This window comes from Sphaerospermopsis torques-reginae ITEP-024, assembly GCF_019598945.1.
Classification (GTDB): Bacteria; Cyanobacteriota; Cyanobacteriia; order Cyanobacteriales; family Nostocaceae; genus Sphaerospermopsis.
Window position 1 is genome coordinate 1,284,375 of the sequence record NZ_CP080598.1, and the last position, 23,507, is coordinate 1,307,881.

General features: G+C 36.0%; 18 protein-coding genes. 8 read left to right on the forward strand and 10 right to left on the reverse strand.

Going from position 1 to position 23,507, the window contains the following annotated elements; all coding sequences use genetic code 11:
* The first annotated feature begins 152 nt into the window (after positions 1-152).
* Positions 153-1,964 (forward strand): penicillin-binding protein 2, encoded by a 1,812-nt coding sequence (gene mrdA, locus K2F26_RS05910; protein ID WP_220610725.1) that lies wholly within the window; start codon positions 153-155, stop codon positions 1,962-1,964.
* 69 nt (positions 1,965-2,033) lie between these two features.
* Here the strand turns inward: mrdA and K2F26_RS05915 are convergent, their stop codons facing one another.
* The 4 genes from K2F26_RS05915 to K2F26_RS05930 form a co-directional block, all read right to left on the reverse strand.
* Positions 2,034-3,941 (reverse strand): WG repeat-containing protein, encoded by a 1,908-nt coding sequence (locus K2F26_RS05915; RefSeq protein ID WP_220610726.1) that lies wholly within the window; start codon positions 3,939-3,941, stop codon positions 2,034-2,036.
* Between the two features lie 224 nt (positions 3,942-4,165).
* Entirely contained in the window at positions 4,166-4,918 is a 753-nt protein-coding gene (locus K2F26_RS05920; RefSeq protein ID WP_220610727.1) for an S-layer homology domain-containing protein, read from the reverse strand.
* A gap of 164 nt (positions 4,919-5,082) precedes the next feature.
* On the reverse strand, positions 5,083-5,520 hold the full coding sequence (locus K2F26_RS05925; protein WP_246605532.1) for a DUF29 domain-containing protein: 438 nt from the start codon (positions 5,518-5,520) through the stop codon (positions 5,083-5,085).
* A gap of 98 nt (positions 5,521-5,618) precedes the next feature.
* Entirely contained in the window at positions 5,619-6,413 is a 795-nt protein-coding gene (locus K2F26_RS05930) for a M15 family metallopeptidase (RefSeq protein WP_220610728.1), read from the reverse strand.
* A gap of 299 nt (positions 6,414-6,712) precedes the next feature.
* Between K2F26_RS05930 and K2F26_RS05935 the strand changes: the two genes are divergently transcribed.
* Both K2F26_RS05935 and K2F26_RS05940 read left to right on the forward strand, forming a co-directional pair.
* Complete coding sequence (locus tag K2F26_RS05935) at positions 6,713-7,630, forward strand: AEC family transporter (RefSeq protein ID WP_220610729.1); 918 nt, start codon at positions 6,713-6,715, stop codon at positions 7,628-7,630.
* 494 nt (positions 7,631-8,124) lie between these two features.
* Complete coding sequence (locus K2F26_RS05940) at positions 8,125-8,568, forward strand: DUF29 domain-containing protein (RefSeq protein WP_194057504.1); 444 nt, start codon at positions 8,125-8,127, stop codon at positions 8,566-8,568.
* A gap of 121 nt (positions 8,569-8,689) precedes the next feature.
* Here the strand turns inward: K2F26_RS05940 and K2F26_RS05945 are convergent, their stop codons facing one another.
* On the reverse strand, positions 8,690-9,211 hold the full coding sequence (locus K2F26_RS05945; RefSeq protein ID WP_220610730.1) for a phosphoribosyltransferase: 522 nt from the start codon (positions 9,209-9,211) through the stop codon (positions 8,690-8,692).
* A gap of 73 nt (positions 9,212-9,284) precedes the next feature.
* On the opposite strand from K2F26_RS05945, the gene K2F26_RS05950 reads away from it, so the two are divergent.
* On the forward strand, positions 9,285-10,694 hold the full coding sequence (locus tag K2F26_RS05950; RefSeq protein ID WP_220610731.1) for an MFS transporter: 1,410 nt from the start codon (positions 9,285-9,287) through the stop codon (positions 10,692-10,694).
* 28 nt (positions 10,695-10,722) lie between these two features.
* Here K2F26_RS05950 and K2F26_RS05955 read toward each other — a convergent pair whose 3' ends face one another.
* From K2F26_RS05955 to K2F26_RS05965, 3 genes are read right to left on the reverse strand one after another with little or no spacing between them, the layout of a single operon-like run.
* Positions 10,723-11,460, reverse strand: a complete 738-nt coding sequence (locus K2F26_RS05955; RefSeq protein WP_220610732.1) for a class I SAM-dependent methyltransferase — start codon at positions 11,458-11,460, stop codon at positions 10,723-10,725.
* Positions 11,461-11,520: 60 nt separating this feature from the next.
* Positions 11,521-12,714, reverse strand: coding sequence for a chromate efflux transporter (chrA, locus tag K2F26_RS05960; protein WP_220610733.1), 1,194 nt, complete (start codon positions 12,712-12,714; stop codon positions 11,521-11,523).
* Between the two features lie 60 nt (positions 12,715-12,774).
* A complete protein-coding gene (locus K2F26_RS05965) occupies positions 12,775-13,779 on the reverse strand; it encodes a glycerophosphodiester phosphodiesterase (RefSeq protein WP_220610734.1) in 1,005 nt (334 codons plus the stop codon).
* A gap of 73 nt (positions 13,780-13,852) precedes the next feature.
* Here K2F26_RS05965 and ligA point away from each other — a divergent pair, with 73 nt between their 5' ends.
* The 4 genes from ligA (at position 13,853) to truB (ending at position 20,638) form a co-directional block, all read left to right on the forward strand.
* A complete protein-coding gene (gene ligA / locus K2F26_RS05970) occupies positions 13,853-15,898 on the forward strand; it encodes an NAD-dependent DNA ligase LigA (RefSeq protein WP_220610735.1) in 2,046 nt (681 codons plus the stop codon).
* A 525-nt stretch (positions 15,899-16,423) separates the two neighbouring features.
* Entirely contained in the window at positions 16,424-17,347 is a 924-nt protein-coding gene (locus tag K2F26_RS05975; protein ID WP_220610736.1) for a DMT family transporter, read from the forward strand.
* A 523-nt stretch (positions 17,348-17,870) separates the two neighbouring features.
* A complete protein-coding gene (locus tag K2F26_RS05980) occupies positions 17,871-19,637 on the forward strand; it encodes an alpha/beta hydrolase (RefSeq protein ID WP_220610737.1) in 1,767 nt (588 codons plus the stop codon).
* Positions 19,638-19,759: 122 nt separating this feature from the next.
* Positions 19,760-20,638, forward strand: coding sequence for a tRNA pseudouridine(55) synthase TruB (gene truB / locus K2F26_RS05985; RefSeq protein ID WP_220610738.1), 879 nt, complete (start codon positions 19,760-19,762; stop codon positions 20,636-20,638).
* A gap of 44 nt (positions 20,639-20,682) precedes the next feature.
* On the opposite strand, the gene K2F26_RS05990 is transcribed toward truB, so the two are convergent.
* The gene (locus K2F26_RS05990; RefSeq protein ID WP_220610739.1) at positions 20,683-20,979 is read right to left on the reverse strand and encodes a hypothetical protein; all 297 of its coding nucleotides are present in this window, start codon (positions 20,977-20,979) and stop codon (positions 20,683-20,685) included.
* Between the two features lie 423 nt (positions 20,980-21,402).
* Positions 21,403-23,505, reverse strand: a complete 2,103-nt coding sequence (locus K2F26_RS05995; protein WP_220610740.1) for a TonB-dependent receptor plug domain-containing protein — start codon at positions 23,503-23,505, stop codon at positions 21,403-21,405.
* Between the last annotated feature and the right edge of the window lie 2 nt (positions 23,506-23,507).

Sequence of the window (23,507 nt, forward strand, 5' to 3'; positions counted from 1 at the left end):
TGTTTATTGTATCTGGCAACAACACCCTTGTTAAAAATATACTTATTAAAAATATAAACCCAATACTTGCCATTGTTTTGAACTCGATGCCGGATAGCGACTAAAAGCATTGTTTACAGATAATATAAATTTCATACTTCCTTATTAATCTTATGGCTATATTACCACCACTACTGAGTAATCAAAAAAATACTCGCACAGTTGGGCGCGGTTCCCAGTCACTATTCTTAATACTATTCACTTTGCTGATGACATCGGGAATAGGCGCTCGTTTAGCTTATTTACAAATCGTTGAAGGTCCAAAACTCCGGCAAAGGGCAGAGTCTAACCGGATTCGCATGATTCCCAAACAACCGGAAAGAGGCAACATTTTTGACCGTAATGGCAAACTGTTAGCTACTACTCGTTATCCTCACTCTGTTCACCTGTGGCCAATGGCACATACCAAGCCCTCCTGGTCAGTTGTCGGTTCGCGTCTGTCCCAAATCCTCGATATTCCGCAAGAGGAAATGGAACAGAAACTAGAAAAAGCTGGAGCTAATTCTTCTTCTCTGATTCGTATTGCTCGTGACTTAAATGAAGCCCAAGTCACAGCCTTAAAGGAATATGAAAACGAGCTACCAAATGTGGAAATAAATACGGAAGCAGTACGTTATTATCCTGATGGTAGACAATTAGCGCATATACTTGGCTATACCCGCGAACTCACAGCAGAACAGCTAAAAAAACGCAAATCAGAAGGCTATCGTCTCGGTGATGTCATTGGCCAAATGGGTGTAGAAAAAGCTTATGAAAAAACCCTTAGAGGTGAATGGGGTGGTCAGCAGGTAGAAGTCGATGGTGCTGGCAGACCGCTGCGAGTATTGGGAGAAAAACAGGCAAAAGCTGGTAACGATTTACACTTAACTATAGATTTAGATATCCAAAAAGCAGCGGAAAAAGCTTTAGGTAGACGTAATGGGGCAATCGTAGCACTTAACCCTAACAACGGTGAAGTTTTAGCGATGGTATCCCATCCTACTTTTGACCCGAATATTTTTTCTAAACAAAGACTTTCTCAAAAAGATTGGGAAAGCGTGCAAGGTGAAGAACATCCTTTAGTAAATCGGGCTTTAAGTGCTTTTCCCCCAGCTAGTACCTTTAAAATTGTCACTAACACAGCAGGTATAGAATCAGGTAAATTTTCTCCTAATGTGATTCTACCAACCTATCCTTATTTGGTTATCGGTGGCACAAGATTTGGTGAATGGAATCATGCGGGATTTGGTCCATTAGGTTTTGTAGGCGCAATGCAATGGAGTAGTGATACTTTCTTTTATCAAATTGGTAAAGGTATCGGTGGTCCTACTTTGATTGAATGGACTCGTAAATATGGCTTTGGTGAAAAAACTGGTTTTGATTTTGTCACAGAAGAAGCAAAAGGTTTAGTTCCTGATGACAACTGGAAGCGCAAAGCCTGGAAAATGCCTTGGACTATAGGCGACACTATTAATATGACTATTGGCCAAGGTGCTTTATTGACTACACCTCTACAAGTGGCTGTAATGTTTGCTGTACCGGCTAATGGTGGTTATCGAGTCCAGCCACATCTGCTTAAAGACGATGGAGACGCAAAAAAATGGCGCGAATCTCTGAATATGAAACCAGTAACTATTAAAGTTCTTCGTGAGGGATTGCGAAAAGTTGTATCTGAGGGTACGGGTAAAGTTTTGAATCAACCAACTCTTCCCCCAGTAGCCGGTAAAAGTGGTACAGCAGAAGCTTGGAATCGTCGTGGAATCAAACAAAATCATGCTTGGTTTGGTGCTTATGCACCTGCTGATAAACCAGAAATCTTGGTTGTGGCTTTTGGAGAACATTCTGGTGGTGGTGGTGGTAGTGTGGCCGCACCAATGATTTTAGAAATTATGGAGGATTATTTTGCCCGCAAGTATCCAGGGAAGTATAAAAAAGGTAATAGGTAATAGGTAATTGGTAATTGGTAATTGGTAATTGGGAAATATAAAATTGATTACCCAGTCACCAGTCACCAGTCACCTACTAATATATCCCCATTTACCACCCACATTCACTAATGCTAAACCCTGAGAAAAAGGTTTTGCAAAATCAAATTCTGGGTAAATTATAAACTCAGCCAATTTATTAATATATCCCCATTTACCGTTAATTTTTGCAGGTGCTAATCCTTCTGCAAAAATACCCACTTCTTCAAATTGTGGCTGGATCACAAAGTAACCAGTTTGATTAATATATCCCCATTGATTACTAACTTTCACTGCGGCTACACCATTTGCAAAACTATCGGCATCATCAAAATTAAAGGAAATGATAGTTCTATTACTATTATCAATATATCCCCATTTATTCGTTTCTGGTATTTTGACTGCTGCTAGATTGTGAGAAAATGATTTGGCTTCTACAAATTTTGCAGGAATTGTAAATTGTCCTTTTTCATCAATTGTTTTGGCTACATATCCCCAAAAATTCCCCACTTTGACGGCTGCCATGTTTTCAGAAAAGGATCTTGCGTCATCAAATTTGATATCTGTAATAAGGTTGCCATTCATATCAATAAAACCGTATTTATCTTTAAGTTTGACTACTGCTGATCCTTCATAAAATGGTGCAGCACTATCATATTCAATGCGCCCTATTAGCTTACCTTGTTTATCAATATAACCCCATTTTTCACCAATTCTGACTGCGGCTATACCTTGAGAAAAAGCCTCAATTTTATCAAATAAATTTAATGAAAACTGGGGATCTGGATCAATTTCTTTATTAGTAGATAGATTGATGTAGTTATAGGGATTTAGTCTTTGTTGGGTAAAAATGCTATTTTTACTTTTAATTTCTCTGATGTCAAATTTTCCTGGCGCTTGAGAATAAACAGTAGATTGCAGTCTTTTAGCTAAAAGCTCATCATTTTGCTTTAAACCTTCATAGAAAAATAAAACTTCCCCTTGAATACCAAGTTGTCTGTTAGTTTCTATGACTGTAATTAATTCTTCTGGTTTAACCATATAATATGGTTTTTTTCTATAAATAGTAATACCTGGAATTAGTTGTGATAGTTGTTCTTGGGTAAATTGTGATTGAGAAATTCGGGTAATTTCCGATTGATAAGCTTTAATATCTTCTCTATAAACTTGGGGATGAATTAAATCTACTAATCGCCAGTTAACCCAGGTGACTGAATCTTGTAAATAGTTTTCATAACCCCAACGGAAAACACTTGGAGACATGGAAATGATTAAATCGGGATTTACTTTAATTATTTCTCTGTGAAAACGATTGAAAAAATGGGATAAAATATCTGCTCTCCATTTTAACCAATCAGGATCTTTAAAGTTGTTTGGAGGTTGAGGCTGAAATTCTTGTTGATAACGTGCAAGAGTTTTAGCATCATAACCGCCTTCACTGGGTAAAGCAATGAAGTGATCATCTCCTTGAATCCCAGCAATCTCATATTTTTTGATAACTTCTAAAAATAAACTTAATATAAATTCTTGAACTTGAATATCTAGGGAATTTAACCAGCAAAATTCATTTTTAATTAGCTCATTGTTAAATATATCACGAGCAACCCAATCTTTTTCGTTTGCAATAATGTTAAATTTGGATCTCTTGGCTACATGAGAACTCATAAAACCGTATTCAAACCAAGGAATAACCGCGATGTCAACTTTTTTGGCTTCTTCAATTATTTCTTGTAAAGGATCTCGCTTTTTATCTTCACCATCAAAGCGAGGATTGATTTCTATGTTTATTAGTTTTTTCATTACTTGACTACGATAGATGGTTAAACCGTTATTCCAAACAACGGGAAAAACAACGTTAAATCCTGTTTTGGCGAGAAATTCCATTGCTTCTTGGATATTTTCTCTTTTGTCTAACACATTACTGTCTGTAACCGTGATCCAAATACCGCGAATTTCCATAGTTCAATTTTAGTTTTTAAATAAGGAGTCAGGAGTCAGGAGAGGAAAATTTGAGATTTTGGATTTTCCAAGATATATTTACTAAGTTGATAAACCTTTAATTTGCATAAACAGGGCGGGCAGGATGCCCACCCCACAAGAGTTTTAATTGGAGATAGTATGCAAGTTAAATGTTCAACATCTAACAACAATTTTCAACCTGAAAGCTGAAAGCTGATAGCTAATTACTGATTCCTAAATAATGCTAATCCTTCAGAAAAAGTATTTGCTTCTTTTAGTGTTGGAGGAATGATAAATTTTCCGGTTTTGTCGATATAACCCCATTGATTATCTTTCTGTACTCTTGCTAATTCTGCCACAAAAGGATCGGCGGTATCAAATTGTGGGGGAATCACAAATAATTCTAAACCGGGAATATATTTGTAAGGTACAGTAGAAATTTCTAATACTTGACAAATAAAGGCTGCTATTTCGCCTCTGGTGGCGTTGATGTTGGGTTGTAAACGTTGGATGTCTGGGTAGTTAACAACGATGCGTTTTTGTGTGGCAGCAGCGATCGCATTTATAGCATAACTAGGAATTTGTCCAAAATCATTGTAATATTTTTTTAAGGTGGCGATCGCATCTCCTGTAACTTGATAACCTAACCCGGAAACTAAAGCTGTTAAAGCTTGTACACGGGGAATTGCTTGATTAGGTTTAAAGGTACGATTGGGATATCCTGAGAGATAACCTGTTTGATATGCTGAGGCGATCGCATTTACCGCCCAATGATTAACGGGTACATCTGTAAATTTAATTGCTGGGCGAGATGAGGGATTTTTGGGTAAACCTGTATACACAATGGCTGCAAATTCCGCACGGGTAACAGGTGCATCGGGGCGAAATGTGCCATCTGGATAACCTTTGAGGATATTTTTTGCCGCAGCAGTAAGAATAGATGCTTTTGCCCAGTGGTTTTCTATATCTGTGAACATAAGGAAATAGGTGACTGGTGACAGGTGACAGGTGACTGGTGACAGGTGACTGGTGACTGGTGACAAGATAAGATCCCCGACTTCTTTTATTATCGTGTTAATAATTTAGGATTAATAATTTAGGAATTGATCTCAGATGTCAGGGATCTGGGTATCAGTTTAGTTTATTTTTCCCAAAAAGCATCAGTTAATAAACTATCTATATCTTCGGGAAAAGGACAGTTTTCAGGAAAAACAATACTGGGATAGATATCTTGAACATCTGATAAAGCATCTTCCCATGTTTCTGGGAAAATTTCTGTAAAATAGTTTTTTAAACTGGGTGAGACTTTTACTAAACGTCGAATTTGCTTTCTTTGTTCCTTAATGGTTAATTCCCAACCACGATTATCATAAACACTATTTACATAACACCGTTTTAATAAATGTTCTAGTAAAACTTCTAAGCGATTTTGTAATGCTTGTTTTTCACTACGCCCCAAGGCCGATATCTCCTCTTGAATATGCACCCAGTCAATGGCATCTAAAGCCTGATTTTGAATAGTTTTTGCTTGTTGTTCTGTCCAGAGAACAAAATCCTGTTCATAGAGTGAATTATTCATAAATAAAAACCTAGCAATAACCATCACATACTATTTATAGCAAGTGACTGGTGATTGGTGACTGGTGACTAGGTTATTAATCTTCCCCTGCCTACTGACTACTGTACAGGTTTGACATTTCTGGCTTTGTAGAAAGTTTCTAAACTATGGCGATCGCCTACAAACCTCCAATGCCAAGGTTCATAACTCACACCTTGAGTATTATCTTGAGGAAAGGACAACTCAAAACCAAAACGAGCAGCGTTAGCTTCTAACCATTGATAGGCTTTGGTATTTTCAAAAGTAGTTTGTAAATTTGTTGCTGGTACTGCCCCATCTCCTATATCTACGGCATAGCCAGTATGATGTTCACTATGACCTGGAGGGGCGCTCAGTGCTGCTCTTTCGGCGGGGGTTTGATTACGTTGAGCGCCAATAGTAAAAAATAACTGTTCCTGTTCTTTCACGGAACGAAAACCAGAAATAGGCACTAAAATTACACCCGCGCTGCGTGCTGCTTGTGCCATCGCTTGAAATCTTTGGGCGGCCGCTTGTCGCAATCTAATCCGTCCATCGGCTGTAATTGGTAACAATTCTGACTCTGGTGCTTCAGGATAAGCCAAATGTCCCAACACTACATCATTGTTAGCTGCTGGAGTTTTTATTGGTGTAGGTGTAGAAACAACAGGTGTTGATTGAGAATCAGCATTATTTTTAGGTGCTGTAATAAAAAATAAAAAACCACTACCTACAGCCATCACCACAAATCCGACTATTCCCCCAATCATTAAAACTAGCGGTTGTACGCGCATCTGAGATCCACTATCAGGAGTATCGCGCAAAGCTGCTGGAATATCATCACCTGGTGATGGTGATGAGTTTTGGGGTTTTCCTGGAAATCCAGCGTTTTTCAAGAGTCCACTCCTGTTTAATATAAGATTTTGGATTTTAGATTTTGGATTTTGGATTTTAGATTTTAGATTGGTAAATAAGGTATAACATTTAAACGTAACAATTCAGGAGTCATGAGTCAGGAAGTACAAGTGGGAATGTTTGATAAATCAGTAGATGATCAAATAGTGAGTTTCGGAGTACCTTGGAAAAAGCTGACTGCTGAGGGCTGTTAGCTGAGTGCTGACATTTAATCACAAAGTCCTACTAAAAAAATCAACATAATAAGTATTATTTTACATATCTATTTTTCAGCAAAATCTTGATAAATCTCTTAGAACTATACGTCAAATTGGTAGGATTAGTCCTAGTGGGAGTTATCCTGGGACGCAAATTACCTGCCATATTTCCTACTCGTTTAGGTCAATTTCTGTTTTGGGTAGGAGTACCGATCAGTATTGTTGCTTTTTTACGGCAAACCGACTTATCAGGACAGATTTGGATTGCTCCTGCGATCGCCTATTTGGCCATTTTACTAGGAGCATTTTTAGCCTGGTTGGTGATCAAAGGTCAAGCCTATTTGACAAATTCTCACCCCCCAGCGTCAACCCAAGGTAGTTTAATTCTAGCCTCAATGGTAGGTAACACAGGTTATCTGGGCTTTCCTATCACTTTAGCAATGGTCGGCAAAGAATACTTTGCCTGGGCTTTATTTTACGACTTATTAGGGACTCTATTTGGTGCTTATGGTTTAGGTGTGTTACTAGCAGCCCGTTTTAGCAACAACGCCCAAAATCATCAACAAATGACTAAAGCCATATTAATCAATCCTGCCCTGTGGAGTTTTGGTTTTGGGTTATTATTTCGCCAAGTTAGTATTCCGCCACTGATAGAATTTAGTTTAAATACATTAGCTTGGTTAGCTTTAGCACTATCCTTGATTTTAATTGGGATGAGGTTGGCGCGGCTTGATTCTTGGTACAAACTCAAACCAGCAACAATCAGTATTTTTATCAAAATGCTATTAGTACCTTTGGTTTTGGGTAGTAGTTTACGGTTTTTTGGTGTAACTGGAGAAGCAGCACAGGTAGTAGTTTTGCAAATGGCCATGCCTCCGGCTTTTGCTACCGTGGTATTAGCGGAAACCTTTGATTTAGATCGTGATTTGGCTGTGACTACTTTAGCAGTGGGCGTTATGGTATTGTTGGTTACTTTGCCTGTTTGGTTGTGGTTGTTTTGAAGATAGGTAATGGGTAATTGGTAATTGGTAAACTACATCCTGTAAATCCTGTTAGCGTAGCTCCTCCGTAGGAGGCAATCCTGGACATCCTGATATGGCTACGCCACGCTACGCTATCAGACAAAATTGAAACGCAGATAAACGCAGATAAACGCAGATAATTTGGGAGCATCCCAAATGTGTAAATTTATTTTTATCTATGGAAATAATATGCTCCAAGGGTTAATATGATTGAACCGCAAAGGGCGCAAAGGACACAAAGGTAAGAGAGTTTAAGAGATTTTTTAGTGTTGCTGTGGTTATTTTTTCTTTCATTGGGATGCTCCCGATAATTTTGTACCTCATTCTAGGAAAGTTGTATAGTGACAAAAAAAGAAAAACTTAAATAAGTGGCTGCAAATTAATGTAAACAATTCATGAATTTTGGTAAAATAAAGATAATTATGTAAAACCGGAGCAAAATAGTTACTAATTCATCAAATAAGAGGTAAATTATGAACATTAACACAAATTTACAAGCTTTATATGAAATAGATGAAAATTTATGGTTAGAAGAAACAATTACTTTACTCAAAGAAAAACGCTTTCAAGATTTAGACTTAAATAATTTAATTGAGGAGTTAGAAGCTTTGGGTAGAAGAGATAAAAATGCTGTTGCTAGTTTATTAGAACAAATAATCAGACATCTTTTATTATTACACTATTGGACAGAAGAAAATGAAATAAATGGTAATCATTGGCAAACAGAAATTATTGGTTTTCGTAACCAAATAGAGAGATTATTAACCAATAATTTACAAAATTATCTCAATAGTGAATTAGAAAAAATTTATAGAAGTGCTTTAAAATATGTTAAGCAGAAAACTAGATTTAAAATAGATTTCCCCGAGTCTTGTCCTTATACTTTAGAACAAATTTTAGATGAAATTTATTTATAAATAGGGCTTGATGAATAAAGTCAAAAGCCTGAGAAATCAAGAGTTTGAGGGTGATAAATAAAAAATATTCTGACTCCTGACTCCTGACTTCTTAGCACATATTAAAATCCGGTTGTGTTGATTATGTAATTGCTAAATTTTGCTTTTCCGCCAACTCCTCCGGGGTTATATGTTCATACATCTCAAAAGGTTGATGAATCCAAGGGTTATCCGGTAAATAATCAGCATAGTAATCCGGGGCGATCGCAGAACAAGCTTTATACCAAATTACCGCAGTACGGATTTCTTCAATCGCAACCAGGCTATATTCTTTTAACCAAGGAATAGTTTCTTTTAGAGTGATACCCGAATCTACTAAATCATCTACCAAAAGAATCCGCGAACCTAAACTTTCAGTAGTCATGGTTAAATGAGGAGAAACGATTAAACCGCCCCTTTCCTGTTTACCCGCACCGTTGTAAGATGATGTAGATAAAATTGCTAACGGTAGATCATAGATCCGTGAGAGAATATCTCCTACTCGTAATCCTCCTCTAGCAAGACAGACTATTTGGTTAAATTGCCAACCTGATTGATAAATCTTAACTGCTAATTGTTCAATTTTATGGTGATAATCTGACCAGGAAACGTAAAGGTCTGACATAGGACTTAGGGAAGTAGTTTTTAGTTAGCACTGTAAGCAAATCCCAACTATTTTAATATGAGTGTAAGTAATTATGAACAGTGAAAAATTAGATTTGAAGACTAAATTGGCTTATGGTGCTGGAGATTTAGGTCCGGCGATTACTTCTAATATTGCCATCTTTTATTTACTGTTGTTTTTTACTAATGTAGCTGGTATTCCAGCGGGTTTAGCTGGCAGTATTTTGATGATTGGTAAGATTTGGGATGCTGTCAATGATCCGATTGTGGGGGTATTAACAGATAAAACTAAATCCCGTCGTTGGGGTCGTCGTTTACCTTGGATGTTTTATGGTGCAATTCCTTTTGGTTTATTCTTTTTCTTACAATGGATTGTACCACAGTTTAGCCCCAATCAAAGTAATAATATTTGGCCATTGTTTTGGTATTATGTGGCAATTGGGATCATGTCTCAGGCTTTTTTTACGATTGTGAATTTGCCTTATACAGCAATGACACCGGAATTAAGTCAAGATTATGATGAAAGAACGAGTTTAAATAGTTTTCGGTTTACGTTTTCTATTGGTGGCAGTATTTTATCATTGATTTTCGCACAAATTGTATTTGCTGTAATTCGTGAACCACAACAACAATATTTAGTGTTAGCAGCAATATGTACTGTGATTTCGGTGTTATCCTTATATTGGTGCGTCTATGGAACAAGAAAGCGGATTCTTGCTTTTGAATCTAAACGTATTCAATTAGAACAACCAGCAGAAATTCCTTTTATAGAACAAATCAAAATTGCTTTCAGTAACAAACCTTTTTTATTCGTTATCGCCATTTATCTTTTTTCTTGGTTAGGGGTACAAATTACAGCTACAGTCATTCCCTATTTTGTCATCTACTGTATGAAACTCAAAGATTCTCAAGTTCCTACAGTATTAATTGCTGTTCAAGGAACTGCTTTATTAATGTTATTTGTTTGGAGTTATTTAAGTAAAAGATTTGGTAAAAAAATCGTTTATTTTTTGGGTATGACTTTATGGATCATTGCTGCTGCGGGATTATTTTTTCTCCAATCAAATCAAATAGGTTTAATGTATTTTATGGCTGTTATGGCTGGTTGTGGAGTTTCCACAGCTTATTTAATTCCTTGGTCTATGATTCCCGATGTTATAGAATTAGATGAACTGCAAACCGGACAAAGAAGGGAAGGAGTATTTTATGGTTTTATGGTCTTATTACAAAAATTTGGTTTAGCATTTGGTTTATTTGTAGTCGGTAATGCTTTACAAGTTTCTGGGTTTAAGGAAACTATAGCCGGACAAGGTACACCCATACAACCCGATTCCGCATTGTCTGCTATTAGAATTATAGTTGGACCAGTACCCACAATTTGTTTAATTTTCGGTTTAATTTTGACTTTTTTCTATCCTATTACCCGTGAAATGCACGCGGAAATTATGTTGAAGTTACAAGAGAGGAGAGATAAAATTGGGTAATAGTGAAAATGTAAATGTTACCTACTAACTATTTCCAACACTCAATCCCAATTAAAGGGATACACTCTAGAAAATCCTGCCAAAATTCTTGCCCAAATTCTGCTATACCTTCAGGAGAAACTAGCGGTTTTTGCCAACGAATATTTTTAAAACCAACATCTGCAAATACTTTCTGATGTGTATCTTGGCTGATGTAATAATTATCAAAACTAAATTCCTGACCATCTACAAAAAATGTATACTTGATTGCTGTTCCTGGTTGCAGAGGTTGGGAAATAGTTTTAATAAATCCATATTTCTCAGTTTTAAGATAAGAACTTGGAGGCTGTTCACTATTATTGTTTAATGTCACAAAATGCCCTCCTATTTTGAGATTATTAAATATGGTTTGTGACATTTTTAATAATTGTGTTTTAGTTTGGGCATAATTCAGTAAATAAGAAGCAACAACTAGATCAAAATCTCCAATTTTTCCTAGTTCTAGCACATCAGCAACAATATATTGAATATCAAGTTTTTGTTTGCTTTCTTGTTTTCTTGCTAGTTCTACCATTTTTTCAGAAATATCAACCCCAACCACCAGAGAAGCACCTTTTTCTTTAAACTGTCTACTATACCATCCTTCTCCACAAGCTAAGTCAAGAACTGATTTTTCTGTTAAATCACCAAGCATATTAAAATATGTATATGTTTCAATATATAGGCGAATCGGCAACTCTTTGGATTTTTTATATTCTTGGGCTATGCTATCGTAATACTGTACCATTTTTCAATCACTGAATAACTATATTTATAGTTAAATTACTAAAGCAAATTTATCCATCTGTTATTGGATATATCCTAAAATTTTAACACCCCAACCAATTAAACCACCACCTAAAACTAACCATGCAGCATTAATTTGATAACGAATAGCTAAAACCGCAGAAATTAAGAAAATAATTAATCCTAAAAAATCCACATAAGGCACTTTTTCAAAAGTTAAAGTTGTGATTCCTAATTCTAAGGTAGTCACTACCATCAAAGCTACAGCACTAACATTAACCGCATCTAAAAAAGCCCTTGTCCAAGATGAAGCACGTAATTTAGGAATGAGAGGATTTAAAATAGCAACAAATAAAAATGAAGGAAGAAAAATTCCCGCCGTTGCCACAACTGCACCAGGTAAACCGGAAATTATATATCCGATAAATGTAGCAGTAGAAAGCACAGGACCAGGCGTAAATTGACCAATTGCAACAGCATCTAATAATTGTTTTTGTGTTAACCATTGATATTCATCTACTAACCCACCTTGCAAAAATGCTATTAACAAATAACCACCACCAAACAACACACTACCAACTTTAAGGAAAAATAAACCCAATTTCCACAAAGGAACAACGGGAGTTATAGTTATTTTTGGCAAGGTTGTAGCCAGAGTAAAAGCAGTAATTATTAAATTAGTTTGATTACTGTTTTGATGATTGTTTTGATTACTTTTATGTAACCAAATCATTCCCAAAATTCCACCTATTAATAAAGCAATAACTTCATTAATATTACCCAACCAATTAATTAAACCAACTGCAACCGCAATTATTAGTAATTTTTGGGTTTTTACTGCTTTTTTCGCCAACCTCCAAAGGGCATTAAAGATAATCCCTAAAACCGCAGGTTTTATTCCATAAAGTAAGGGTGAAAATTCGGGTAAAGTCCCATAATTAACATAAACCCAAGCTAATAAACCTGTAATTAAAACCGCAGGTAAAATAAAACAAACACCCGCAACAATTAACCCTAACCATCCAGCGTAAATATAACCAATGTGAATGGCCATTTCCGTGGAATTTGGACCAGGAATTAAATTAGTTGCACCCAACAAGTCTAAAAAATGATCCTGTGTTAACCACTGACGACGTTTTACAACTTCATCTTCTATCATGGCAATATGGGCAACTGGACCCCCAAAACCAATCACACCTAGTTTAAAAAAGAGTTTTGCGACTTCACTTAACCGAGTTAATGGTAAGTGATTCATATTGTTTATAGCAATTCCTAAATATGTATTTTAACTGAATTTTTAAAACATTTGCAAAAACTAAGTAAATTCAGAAAACATTGCTGCTCGTGCATTTACAGCAGTATCTGTAAAGTCACTAAATAGCCCATCTATCCCTAATTCAAAAAATAGTTTATATTCTTCTTGAGGATTATCTTGAAAATCTAAAGGTAAGAAGTAATTTTCATTGCGGAATGTCCAAGCATGAACTAATAAATTTTCTTTATGGGCATGGTTAACTAAGGATGTGGGTGATATTAATTTCCCTTGACTATCTCTGGGAATTATTAAGTTTTTATTGACTCCTATTGCTTGTGCATATTCAGCGATTTTTCTTAATCCTGCTGGTTTGCTCATGTGTTGATAGGTGCGGGGATTATCACTCATGACAAAATCATAGGGTTTACCTGAGTCGTTGATTAATTGTACTAAAGGTATATTTGTTTTTTTGGCTAATGTTTTCAGGTTACTAACTTCAAATGATTGAATAAATACTGGTACATGAGTCTTTTCTAAAGCTGTTAATAAGGGTGTTTCTAATTGTAGATCAATTGATTGAAAGTAAGTTGGATGTTTTGTTTCTGGGTAAATCCCAATTTTGCGATTTTTTTCTATACTTTTCTTTTCAGCTAAATCAATGATTTCCTCTAGGGTGGGAATTGTGTAAATTCCATTGTATTTTGTGTTAAAAGAACGTAGTTGGGGAATGCGTTCTTGCGCTCTTAATGTTTTGATTTCTGCTAAGGTAAAATCTTCGGTAAACCAACCTGTTATAATTTCCCCATCAATGATTTTCGTAGTTCGCAAATGAGCAAATTCAGGATGTTCAGCAATATCTGTAGTTGCTGATATTTCATTTTCATGACGTGCAATTAAAACTCCATCTTTGGTAATCACTAAATCTGGTTCAATATAATCAGCACCTAATTCAATTGCTAATTGATATGCTGCTAATGTATGTTCGGGGCGGTATCCACTTGCACCACGATGAGCTATAATAATAGGTACTTGATTTGTGAATGTGGAATCTCTAAAATTGTCCATAAGATAGTGTTTATTATTTTCCATGAATAGGGATAATTATTAATTATTTACTAGATATTTTGCTATGATTTTTATGATCCAAACCCACCCTGAAGCTAAACGTGTAGAAGAATTGCGACGTTTATTACAACAAGCCAGCTATGCTTACTATGTACTCGATGCACCAATAATGGAAGATCCGGTTTATGACAGACTGTATCGAGAATTACAGGAATTAGAAACGAAATATCCAGAATTAATCACTCCTGATAGTCCTACTCAGCGTGTGGGTGAACGACCAACAACTCATTTTACATCAGTACGGCATAATATACCTCTGTATAGTTTGGAAAATGCTTTTAATGTTGAAGAGTTGCAAAATTGGGATCAACGTTGGCAGCGACACTTGCCTTCTCAGTATTCCCTAGTAGAAGTGGACTATGTAGCAGAGTTGAAAATTGATGGTGCGGCTTTGGCGTTGACTTACCAAAATGGTATTCTGGTAAGAGGTGCAACTAGGGGTGATGGGGTGATGGGTGAAGATATTACCCAAAATGTGCGGACTATTCGCTCTATTCCCTTGCGTTTGAATTTTGACGGTTTGGCAGAAATTGAAAAGGTGGAAGTACGGGGAGAGGTATTTTTACCTTTGGAGGTGTTTAAGCAAATTAATGAGAAAAGGCAAAAAGCAGGTGAACAGTTATTTGCTAATCCGCGTAATGCTGTAGCTGGTACGCTAAGACAGTTAGATCCGCGTATTGTTGCCCAACGTCAGTTAGATTTCTTCGCTTATACTCTGCATATTCCCGGTTTGGATGATGCCAGTATTGCTAATACCCAATGGGAAGCTTTGGAATTGTTGCAAAAGTTAGGTTTTCGCGTTGATACTAATCATAAACTCTGTCATTCTCTCAGTGAAGTTGCGGAATATTACCAATATTGGGACACAGAAAGGCTCAATTCACCCTATATGACGGATGGGGTGGTGGTAAAATTGAATGCTTTTAAGCTGCAAGAACAACTAGGGTTTACACAGAAGTTTCCCCGCTGGGCGATCGCTCTCAAATATGCAGCGGAAGAAGCCCCTACCCGTGTAGAAAATATTACTGTCAATGTAGGCAGAACGGGAGCATTAACACCGTTAGCGGAAATGCGCCCAGTACAATTAGCAGGTACTACTGTTTCTCGTGCTACATTACATAATAGCGATCGCATTGCCCAATTAGATATCCGCATCGGTGATACCGTCATTGTTCGCAAAGCTGGGGAAATTATCCCGGAGGTAGTACGGGTAATAAAAGAACTACGCCCCGCAGATACCGAACCTTTTATTATGCCTACCCATTGTCCCGTATGTGATCAACCGGTGGTGCGAGAATCAGGTGAAGCTGTTACTAGATGTGTAAATGCTTCCTGTCCTGCCATTCTCAAAGGAGAGATTGAACATTGGGTAAGTCGGGATGCTTTAGATATTAAAGGAATGGGTGAAAAACTGGTACATCAACTGGTAGATAAAAGTTTAATCCATTCTGTTGGCGATTTATACGACTTGACAGAAGATAAGTTATGTGCATTAGAAAGGATGGGTAAAAAGTCAGCGCAAAAATTAATCAGTGCGATCGCCCAATCCAAAAATCAACCTTGGTCCAGGGTATTATACGGTTTAGGTATTCGTCACGTAGGTAGCGTCAACGCCCAATTATTAACCGAGAAATTTACCACAGTGGAAAAATTAGCCGCTGCAAAACAATCTGATATAGAAGGTGTTTATGGTATCGGTGCAGAAATTGCCCAATCAGTTTCTCAGTGGTTTCGCATCAGTGCAAATCAAACTTTAATTTCTCGTCTTCAAGCCATTGGGTTACAATTAGCTAACACCGAAACACCGAAAACAACAAATGAAACTAATCCCAATATTGCAGGTAAAACCTTTGTAGTTACAGGTACTTTACCTAATTTAAAACGGGATGAAGCAAAAGCATTAATTCAAAAAGCTGGTGGTAAAGTCACTGACTCTGTGAGTAAAAAAACAGATTTTTTAGTGGTAGGTGCTGATGCAGGATCTAAATTAGAAAAAGCCCAATCTTTAGGAATTAAACAGTTAAATGAGGCACAGTTGTTAGAAATGTTAAAGGGGTAATATGAAAACTTCATAATTGATAATCAATAATTCATAATTAGGTGACAAATAATGATTTAAAATCTACTTGAAACCAGTCCTCTGACAACAGTACAAGGAATCCAACCCTTGTAAATGATGTTTTAAATTATGAACTATTAATTACTAATGATTAATCATGTTGAAATATACCCGTATCACATAATCAATGGCAGGAAATAATTATCTATTCTTCAATCCTGAATCTGCCAGTGATCTAACTTGTATTGGGAGCATACCAAGTTTGCCAAAATAAACGCACCCACACCAAAAACTCTCGCTTAACTCTCTTACCTTTGTGTCCTTTGCGCCCTTTGCGGTTCAATCATATCAGACCCTTGGATCATTTTATGTCGTTAGATAAAAATAAATTTACACATTTGGGATGCTCCCCTTGTATTCTTTTAAAAAAATGATATCATCACGGGTTAATGACTCATAATCACTTTTTTCCTATTCCCCATTCCCAAACCTAAAATATATGATAAATAATCCCATGAAATTAATATGATACATCAAACTTCTGGCCGCTGGCGTTTAGGACTAAGTTTATCGTTACTCACAGTTTTTTTATGGGGAATTTTACCAATTGCCTTAAAGGTAACACTACAAGTTTTAGATGTCTACACCGTTATTTGGTTTCGGTTTTTGATGTCGTTTATATTGCTGGCAATTTATTTATCTGTACAAAAAAAATTACCAACAGTAGAACAACTACGCTCTAGTTCGGGAAAATTATTAGCAATAGCGACAATATTTTTGGGAGGAAATTATCTTCTCTTCATGCAAGGTTTAGCATTAACAACTGCTGCTAATGCGGAAGTGATAATTCAGTTATCTACTGTGTTATTAGGTTTTGGGGGTTTAGTTATTTTTAGAGAACGTTATACATTATGGCAATGGTTTGGTGTTAGTGTCTTAACTTTAGGGTTTTTGTTATTTTTTAAAGCTCAAATTACCAATTTAATTACAGCCCAAGGACAATATCTTGTAGGTAGTGGATTACTTGTATTAGGTGCTGTTTCCTGGGCTATTTATGCCTTGGCACAAAAGCAACTATTACAATCTTTATCTTCTTATCATATTATGCTAATTATTTATGGCGGATGTACTTTATTATTTACGCCATTTACGAAAATAAATAAAATTTTTACTCTCGATATTTTGCATTTATCAATGTTATTATTTTGTGGTTTAAATACCTTAATTGCCTATGGTTCTTTTGCTGAATCTTTAGAACATTGGGAAGCTTCCAGAGTCAGTGCAGTTTTAGCTTTAGCTCCCATAGTCACTTTAATAGCTGTGGAGTTGGTAGCGGGTATTTTTCCCCAGCTTATTCCCCCAGAAAACATTACCTTAATAGGAATTATTGGCGCTTTATTAGTTGTTTCTGGTTCAGTGGCGATCGCTTTGGGTAAGTCTGGAAAATAGAATTTACTGGAAAATTCAGAATTTACGAAGTTTTTTCAAATAGTTCTTCTCTAAATAGATCAACATAATTAAACGTAAAATAATATGTGGATAGATCCCTGACTTCTTGAAGAAGTCGGTGATCTGAGTCTGAGGTTTTTTTAATGTTGAGTTACTGCTCAAAAACAAAAATATCTGATTTGGCAGTATCCTGCAATACAAAAAACATAATTTTTATAAAAAATTAAACATTTTTTAGATTGATTTGCGCTTCAAAGCTACATCATAAATACTGAGGTAAGAGTTTATTTGATTTACTAAAATTCTAGCTGAATATATATCTATATAAATCAATATAACCTAGTAAATTCAGGTAAATATTGCCCTGTTCATTAAATAGGTAAATTTTATGTCAACAGATAAAAAAGCTCAAAACTATCCAGAAAACATAGACAACCAATTGTATATAAATTAATCTACAGGGTGTTTGAATAACTACCAAATTTAACGCCGTGCTAAACAATATCACTGAAAAATTTGAGCGATGAATAGTTTATTTGGTAATTTTTTCAGCAGCTTGAAAAAAAAATCCTTATTGCTGGTGCTGTCAATTTTGCTGCCGACATTTGGAATAAGTAATTCTGTGATGGCAGCCGAGAAAATTTATGTTTCTTATTCTGTCCTAGAAATTACCATTCCTGTGATGAGTTTAGAAACCTATACAAAAACGGGAATAATTGATGATAAATTAGCGGTTTATCAACAATATATTTCATCTGATAAACTGCAAGAATTACGCCAAATTTTACTCAGGAATGTCAAAATTACTCCCGCAGTTGCATCACAATTTCTCCACACACAGCAAGGTGAATTTATAGTGCAACGTTTGGCTAAACTAATTACATCTAAATCTCCTGAAAATGAATCAGAAATTGAGGATTTACGTACTGCAATTATTTCAGCATCTGGGCAACCAGAAGGATTAACGTTATTAAATTTATTACGAAATTATCCTAGTAGTAGTATTCGTCTTAACTTGGCTGATAGCTTGGAAATAGCTGCTGAAATAGAAAATATAATTAATGAAACTCAGCAAGCGATCGCCATACTTCAACAACAATCAAAAATAGAAGCTGCTACTATCCCCAAGAAAAATTTATCCTTCTTAGCGAATTTACAAAATCCTGGTATTTTTACATTTAAAAAATCTACGCTGGAATTTTTTGATCTCACCAGAGAACGACATTTATTAACGGATATTTATATTCCCAATCTTCAAAATACCACACCAGTAATTGTGATTTCTCACGGATTGGGTTTAGATAGCAGTAACTTTCGTTATTTAGCCAAACACTTAGCATCTCATGGATTTTCCGTTGTCGTCCCTAATCATCCTCATCTATTTTTCAACAATAGAAATAAGAGGAAATTACAAGAAGCAAATGAATTTATCAATAGACCTTTAGATATAAAATATATATTAGATCAACTAGAAAAAACTAACCAGTCTGATGGTGAATTTAAAGGTAAATTAAATCTGCAACAAGTGGGAATATTTGGTCAGTCTTTTGGTGGTTATACTGCATTAGCTTTAGCCGGGGCAAAAATCAATTTTCAACAACTACAACAAGATTGTCAACCAGATGCGCTACAAGATACCTGGAATATGTCTTTATTGTTGCAATGTCGCGCTTTGGAATTGCAAAATAAATCTACACAACAAGAGAATATTAATTTACGAGATCAGAGAATAAAAGCCGCGATAGCTGTTAACCCCATCACCAGTTCTATATTTGGTGAATCTGGTTTAAATCAAATGCAAACTCCTGTGATGTTTATTGGTAGCAGTGAAGATACTGTAGCACCAGCTTTATATGAACAAATCCTACCTTTTTCTTGGTTAACTAATCCCCACAAATATCTTGTTATGCTTGTTGGTGCAACTCATTTTTCTAGCATTGGTAATAGTAACCCTGGAAGTCAACAAATAGCATTACCCCCAGACATGGTTGGTAATGCTTCTCAAGCGCGTGCTTACATCAATTCTTTAAGTTTGCCTTTTTTCCAAACTTTTGTATATCAAAAACCACAATATCTTCCCTACCTCAACGCTGGTTATGCTCAAACTATTTCCAGTCAATCTTTAGGTTTGAATCTCGTAAAATATCTGAAAAGTCCACAGTTAGCACCAATATTAGAGCATAATAATCAACCAGCTATACCCAAAAAAAAACTCTCTTTAACAATAGTCAGATGGGGATTTTGGATATTAAATATTGGTGTCTCCCTACTACATTTGTTGATTTTTTAGTGATGTTGTTTGTTTAACTCTTGATTCCTACACTGTAATTAAATAGAAAATGCTATATAATTAATTACGTTCGCGCCAGCGTTCCGTAGGCTCTATTTCTAATTAACAATTACGAATTATTTGTGCAGGGTTTTATCAATTTAAACAAACCTTATGACTGGACCTCCCATGACTGCGTAGCACGAGTCAGAAAACTGTTGCGTTTAAAACGAGTGGGACACGCAGGAACTTTAGATCCAGCAGCTACAGGAGTTTTACCCATCGCTTTGGGTAAAGCCACCAGATTATTACAATATTTACCCGGTGAAAAAGCTTATAAAGCCACTGTCCGCTTTGGTCTGCGTACTACTACTGATGATTTGCAAGGGGAAGTTATCACCTCTCAACCTTGTCCTGGCTTAAATTTAACCGCCATAGAAACCGAAATACCCCAATTTATCGGTCAAATTGAGCAAATTCCCCCTAGTTATAGCGCTATTCAAGTAGAAGGTAAACGCCTGTATGATTTAGCACGTCAAGGGGAAATTGTACAAGCACCAGTGAGAACGGTAGAAGTATTAAAAATAGAGATTTTAGACTGGCGTAATAGTGATTTCCCGGAATTGGATCTGGCGATCGCCTGTGGTGCAGGAACATATATTAGAGCGATCGCCCGTGACTTAGGCATAATTTTAAACACAGGTGCAACCCTCGCCGCCTTAACCAGAACCGAAAGCAGCGGATTTTACTTACAAGATAGTCTTACCTTAACAGACTTAGAAACCCAACTGCAAACCGGCACATTTCAAACCATCCCCTCAGATGCAGCATTACAACAACTATCACCCGTAAACCTACCAGACACATTAGCCAAAAAATGGTGTCAAGGTCAAAAAGTTCCTGTAAATCTTGACGTTTCAGATTTAGTCAGAGTTTATGAACAAGAAAACCGCTTTTTAGGAGTTGGAAAAATCCAAGATCAAATATTAATACCCCAAATGGTTTTTGAACCGATTTCCTAACAGCTATCAGCCATCAGCAAAATCTGAAAACCAGCCATAAAAAATTATTCCCAAGTTGCCACATCCCGTAAAATACTGGGAATCTCACCTTGGGATAAAGGAAACTCTAAAATCGTTTCTCTATATCCCAAATATCCCGACTCAGTAAAAGACATTAACATTCTTGCTAAAGCTAACCATACCTCAGATTCATATTCCCAATCTTTATCACGTCTAGCACGACCAGCAATAGAACGTAACGCCCAAAAATAAGAATTTCTCACCACAGAACCACCTTTTTTAAATTCCGGTACATCCTCATGGTGAATAAATAAAACATTATTTTCAATTCTTGCTCTCATAATAATTTTAGATTTTAGATTTTAGATTTTAGATTTTAGATTTTAGATTTTGTAAGCATTCAGCCGTCAGCCATCAGCCATCAGCTATATATTGTAAATTGAATATTTACATAGAGTTTGCTGAAAAAATGCAAAACCCAGATAGATCAAAAGTCAATACTGTTCGGTTAAGGATTTTTGTAGGTTGGGTTGAGGAACGAAACCCAACATTTACAAGGGTTTGTTGGGTTTCCACACGGTAAACCCAACCTACGTTATTTCGTTGTTTTGGGCTTAACCGAAAAGTATTGGATCAGAAGTTAGAGGTTGATAAACAGAAAAGTAAGTGCAAAGATATAGGGTATTGTGCCTCAAAAACCTTGCACTTTGTTGGGTTTGAGAGATGGAAAAGAAATTTTGACATCTCCTCCTGACTCCTGACTCCTAAATATTAGAAGTTAACCCCAAACGAAAAGTAAAACCAGGACTATAGATACGATTCACCTTTTCATATTGTTCACCCAACAAATTTTCCAAGTAAAAAGTCAATCCTAAATTTTGACTCACAGGAATACGACCACTCAAATCTAAATTCACAAAAGAAGGTGAAAAATCTGTATTTTTCTCACCAGCAGCAGTATTAGTAAAAATAGAACGACGAGTACCACTATTATAAGTCAGATACAAATTAGCTTGCCATCCATTCTTTTGATAACCAATACCAGCTTGCAGCAAAGAATAAGGAATCAAACCTAATTGTAAACCTTTTTCTGTTCCCGTTTTAATTTCGGCATCTGTATAAGTGTAGTTGATAAAAGTAGACCAATCACGAGCTAATTTTAATTGCAAAGCAGCTTCTAAACCATTAGTATCTACTAAACCTACATTTGTCCATGTTCTAGTACGATTGTCAATAGCCAAACGATTATCCAAACTACTACCAAAATAAGTCAACTGCGCCAGCAAATTACTAGATAAATTAAAATCAACTCCCGCAGTCCAAGTAGAACCAGTTTCCGGTTTTAAATTTGGGTTTGGATTCCAATTATGAACAGTGTCAAAAACATATAATTGATCTAAACCAGGATTACGTCGCGCCCCTGCCCAACTTCCACGCACAGCAACTACAGAATTAATTCCATAACGGAAACCAACACTGGGATTTAAATAACTGTCAAACTGACTATCAAAGCTTTGTCTTAAACCCAAATCAATCAGAACATCATCACTAATTTTCCAAGTATTCACAGCAAACAAAGCCGTATTTAAAACACTTCTATCTTCCTTTTCATTTTCAACGGCAAGAGGACCTGTACTCACAACATCGCCCATTAAATCAGTATTTTTTAAATCTAAACCCCAACGTAATTGATTATTCGCGCTCAGTTTCCACTCATGATCTACCCTAGCAGTAATTTGTTTAGTATCTAAAATTCCCGTGCGGTAAACTGTTCCTCCTGTTCCCGGTCCATAGGTACTAAAGTAATTTTGGTTATAACCGATAGTAGTTGTCAGATTTGAATCGTTATCCTTACCCAGTCTAGTTTTCCAAGATAAACCAACATTTAAACTATCATGGTCTAATCTATCTCTTTGCAAAGGAAAACCAAAATAAATTAAACCCCGACGACTGCTAAGAGCAGTAACATCTAAATTCAGAGAATTTTTAGCATCTAAATCTAAACCAATACTACCAAAATAGGTACTCGTGGCAGTATCAGCATTAAATAAATAACCATCAGCAGGATTACGATTTGCTGCACCCACAGGAACAGGATAACGGTTATCTATAAAAAATCTTTCAAAGCTAAAATTGTATTTGACTTTATTAGTTGAACCAGCGTAAGTTATCTGTTGATTATTTAAATTTAAAGATCCAAATTCTGCACTACCAGTTAATTTTGGTTTACTAAAACCTTCTTTGGTGATAATATTCACAATTCCACCAAAAGCCGAAGAACCATATAAAGATGAAGCCGCACCGCTATATAATTCTACTCTTTCAATCGCCTCCACAGGAATACTATTTAAGTCAGTTCCACCATGATAAGTGCTGATATCATTATTAAATGGTCTGCCATTAATTAAGAATACAGATTGATTAATAGAAGCACCACGATAATATGTTCCTGTGTGAATATCTGCTCCATGTCCCACATTATTAATAGCAAAACCAGGCATTCTTTTTAAGACATCTGCAACGCTGGTAGATCCTTGTTTTGCGATTTCTTCTTTTTCAATTACATGAGTTGGTGTAGATTCGGGTAAAGCGTCTTTTTCTCCTATTGCTTCAATGGAAATATCAGCTTCATCTGCATCATTGGTAGGATTTAAATCTTCTTCTATTTCTGTTTCTTCTTTAACTTCAGTTTTCGCAGGTTGTTGAGTTAATAGATTCGCATTTGTGGCAGGTAGTTGAATTTCATTTAAACTAGGAATATCTGAATTTACTACCTGATCTTTAGTTTTATTATTATTAGCGACAGCAGGAAAAGCTACCAGTAAAGTCAGTAAAAAAACTGGCAGAAAAGCAAAATTGTTATTCATCT

What these genes read in the sequence shown, in the direction of transcription:
- mrdA (WP_220610725.1), top strand. Translation starts at nt 153, where the DNA reads ATGGCTATATTACCACCACTACTGAGTAATCAAAAAAATACTCGCACA.
- K2F26_RS05915 (WP_220610726.1), bottom strand. Translation starts at nt 3,941, where the DNA reads ATGGAAATTCGCGGTATTTGGATCACGGTTACAGACAGTAATGTGTTA.
- K2F26_RS05920 (WP_220610727.1), bottom strand. Translation starts at nt 4,918, where the DNA reads ATGTTCACAGATATAGAAAACCACTGGGCAAAAGCATCTATTCTTACT.
- K2F26_RS05925 (WP_246605532.1), bottom strand. Translation starts at nt 5,520, where the DNA reads ATGAATAATTCACTCTATGAACAGGATTTTGTTCTCTGGACAGAACAA.
- K2F26_RS05940 (WP_194057504.1), top strand. Translation starts at nt 8,125, where the DNA reads ATGAACATTAACACAAATTTACAAGCTTTATATGAAATAGATGAAAAT.
- K2F26_RS05945 (WP_220610730.1), bottom strand. Translation starts at nt 9,211, where the DNA reads ATGTCAGACCTTTACGTTTCCTGGTCAGATTATCACCATAAAATTGAA.
- K2F26_RS05950 (WP_220610731.1), top strand. Translation starts at nt 9,285, where the DNA reads ATGAACAGTGAAAAATTAGATTTGAAGACTAAATTGGCTTATGGTGCT.
- K2F26_RS05955 (WP_220610732.1), bottom strand. Translation starts at nt 11,460, where the DNA reads ATGGTACAGTATTACGATAGCATAGCCCAAGAATATAAAAAATCCAAA.
- chrA (WP_220610733.1), bottom strand. Translation starts at nt 12,714, where the DNA reads ATGAATCACTTACCATTAACTCGGTTAAGTGAAGTCGCAAAACTCTTT.
- K2F26_RS05965 (WP_220610734.1), bottom strand. Translation starts at nt 13,779, where the DNA reads ATGGACAATTTTAGAGATTCCACATTCACAAATCAAGTACCTATTATT.
- ligA (WP_220610735.1), top strand. Translation starts at nt 13,853, where the DNA reads ATGATCCAAACCCACCCTGAAGCTAAACGTGTAGAAGAATTGCGACGT.
- K2F26_RS05975 (WP_220610736.1), top strand. Translation starts at nt 16,424, where the DNA reads ATGATACATCAAACTTCTGGCCGCTGGCGTTTAGGACTAAGTTTATCG.
- K2F26_RS05980 (WP_220610737.1), top strand. Translation starts at nt 17,871, where the DNA reads ATGAATAGTTTATTTGGTAATTTTTTCAGCAGCTTGAAAAAAAAATCC.
- K2F26_RS05990 (WP_220610739.1), bottom strand. Translation starts at nt 20,979, where the DNA reads ATGAGAGCAAGAATTGAAAATAATGTTTTATTTATTCACCATGAGGAT.
- K2F26_RS05995 (WP_220610740.1), bottom strand. Translation starts at nt 23,505, where the DNA reads ATGAATAACAATTTTGCTTTTCTGCCAGTTTTTTTACTGACTTTACTG.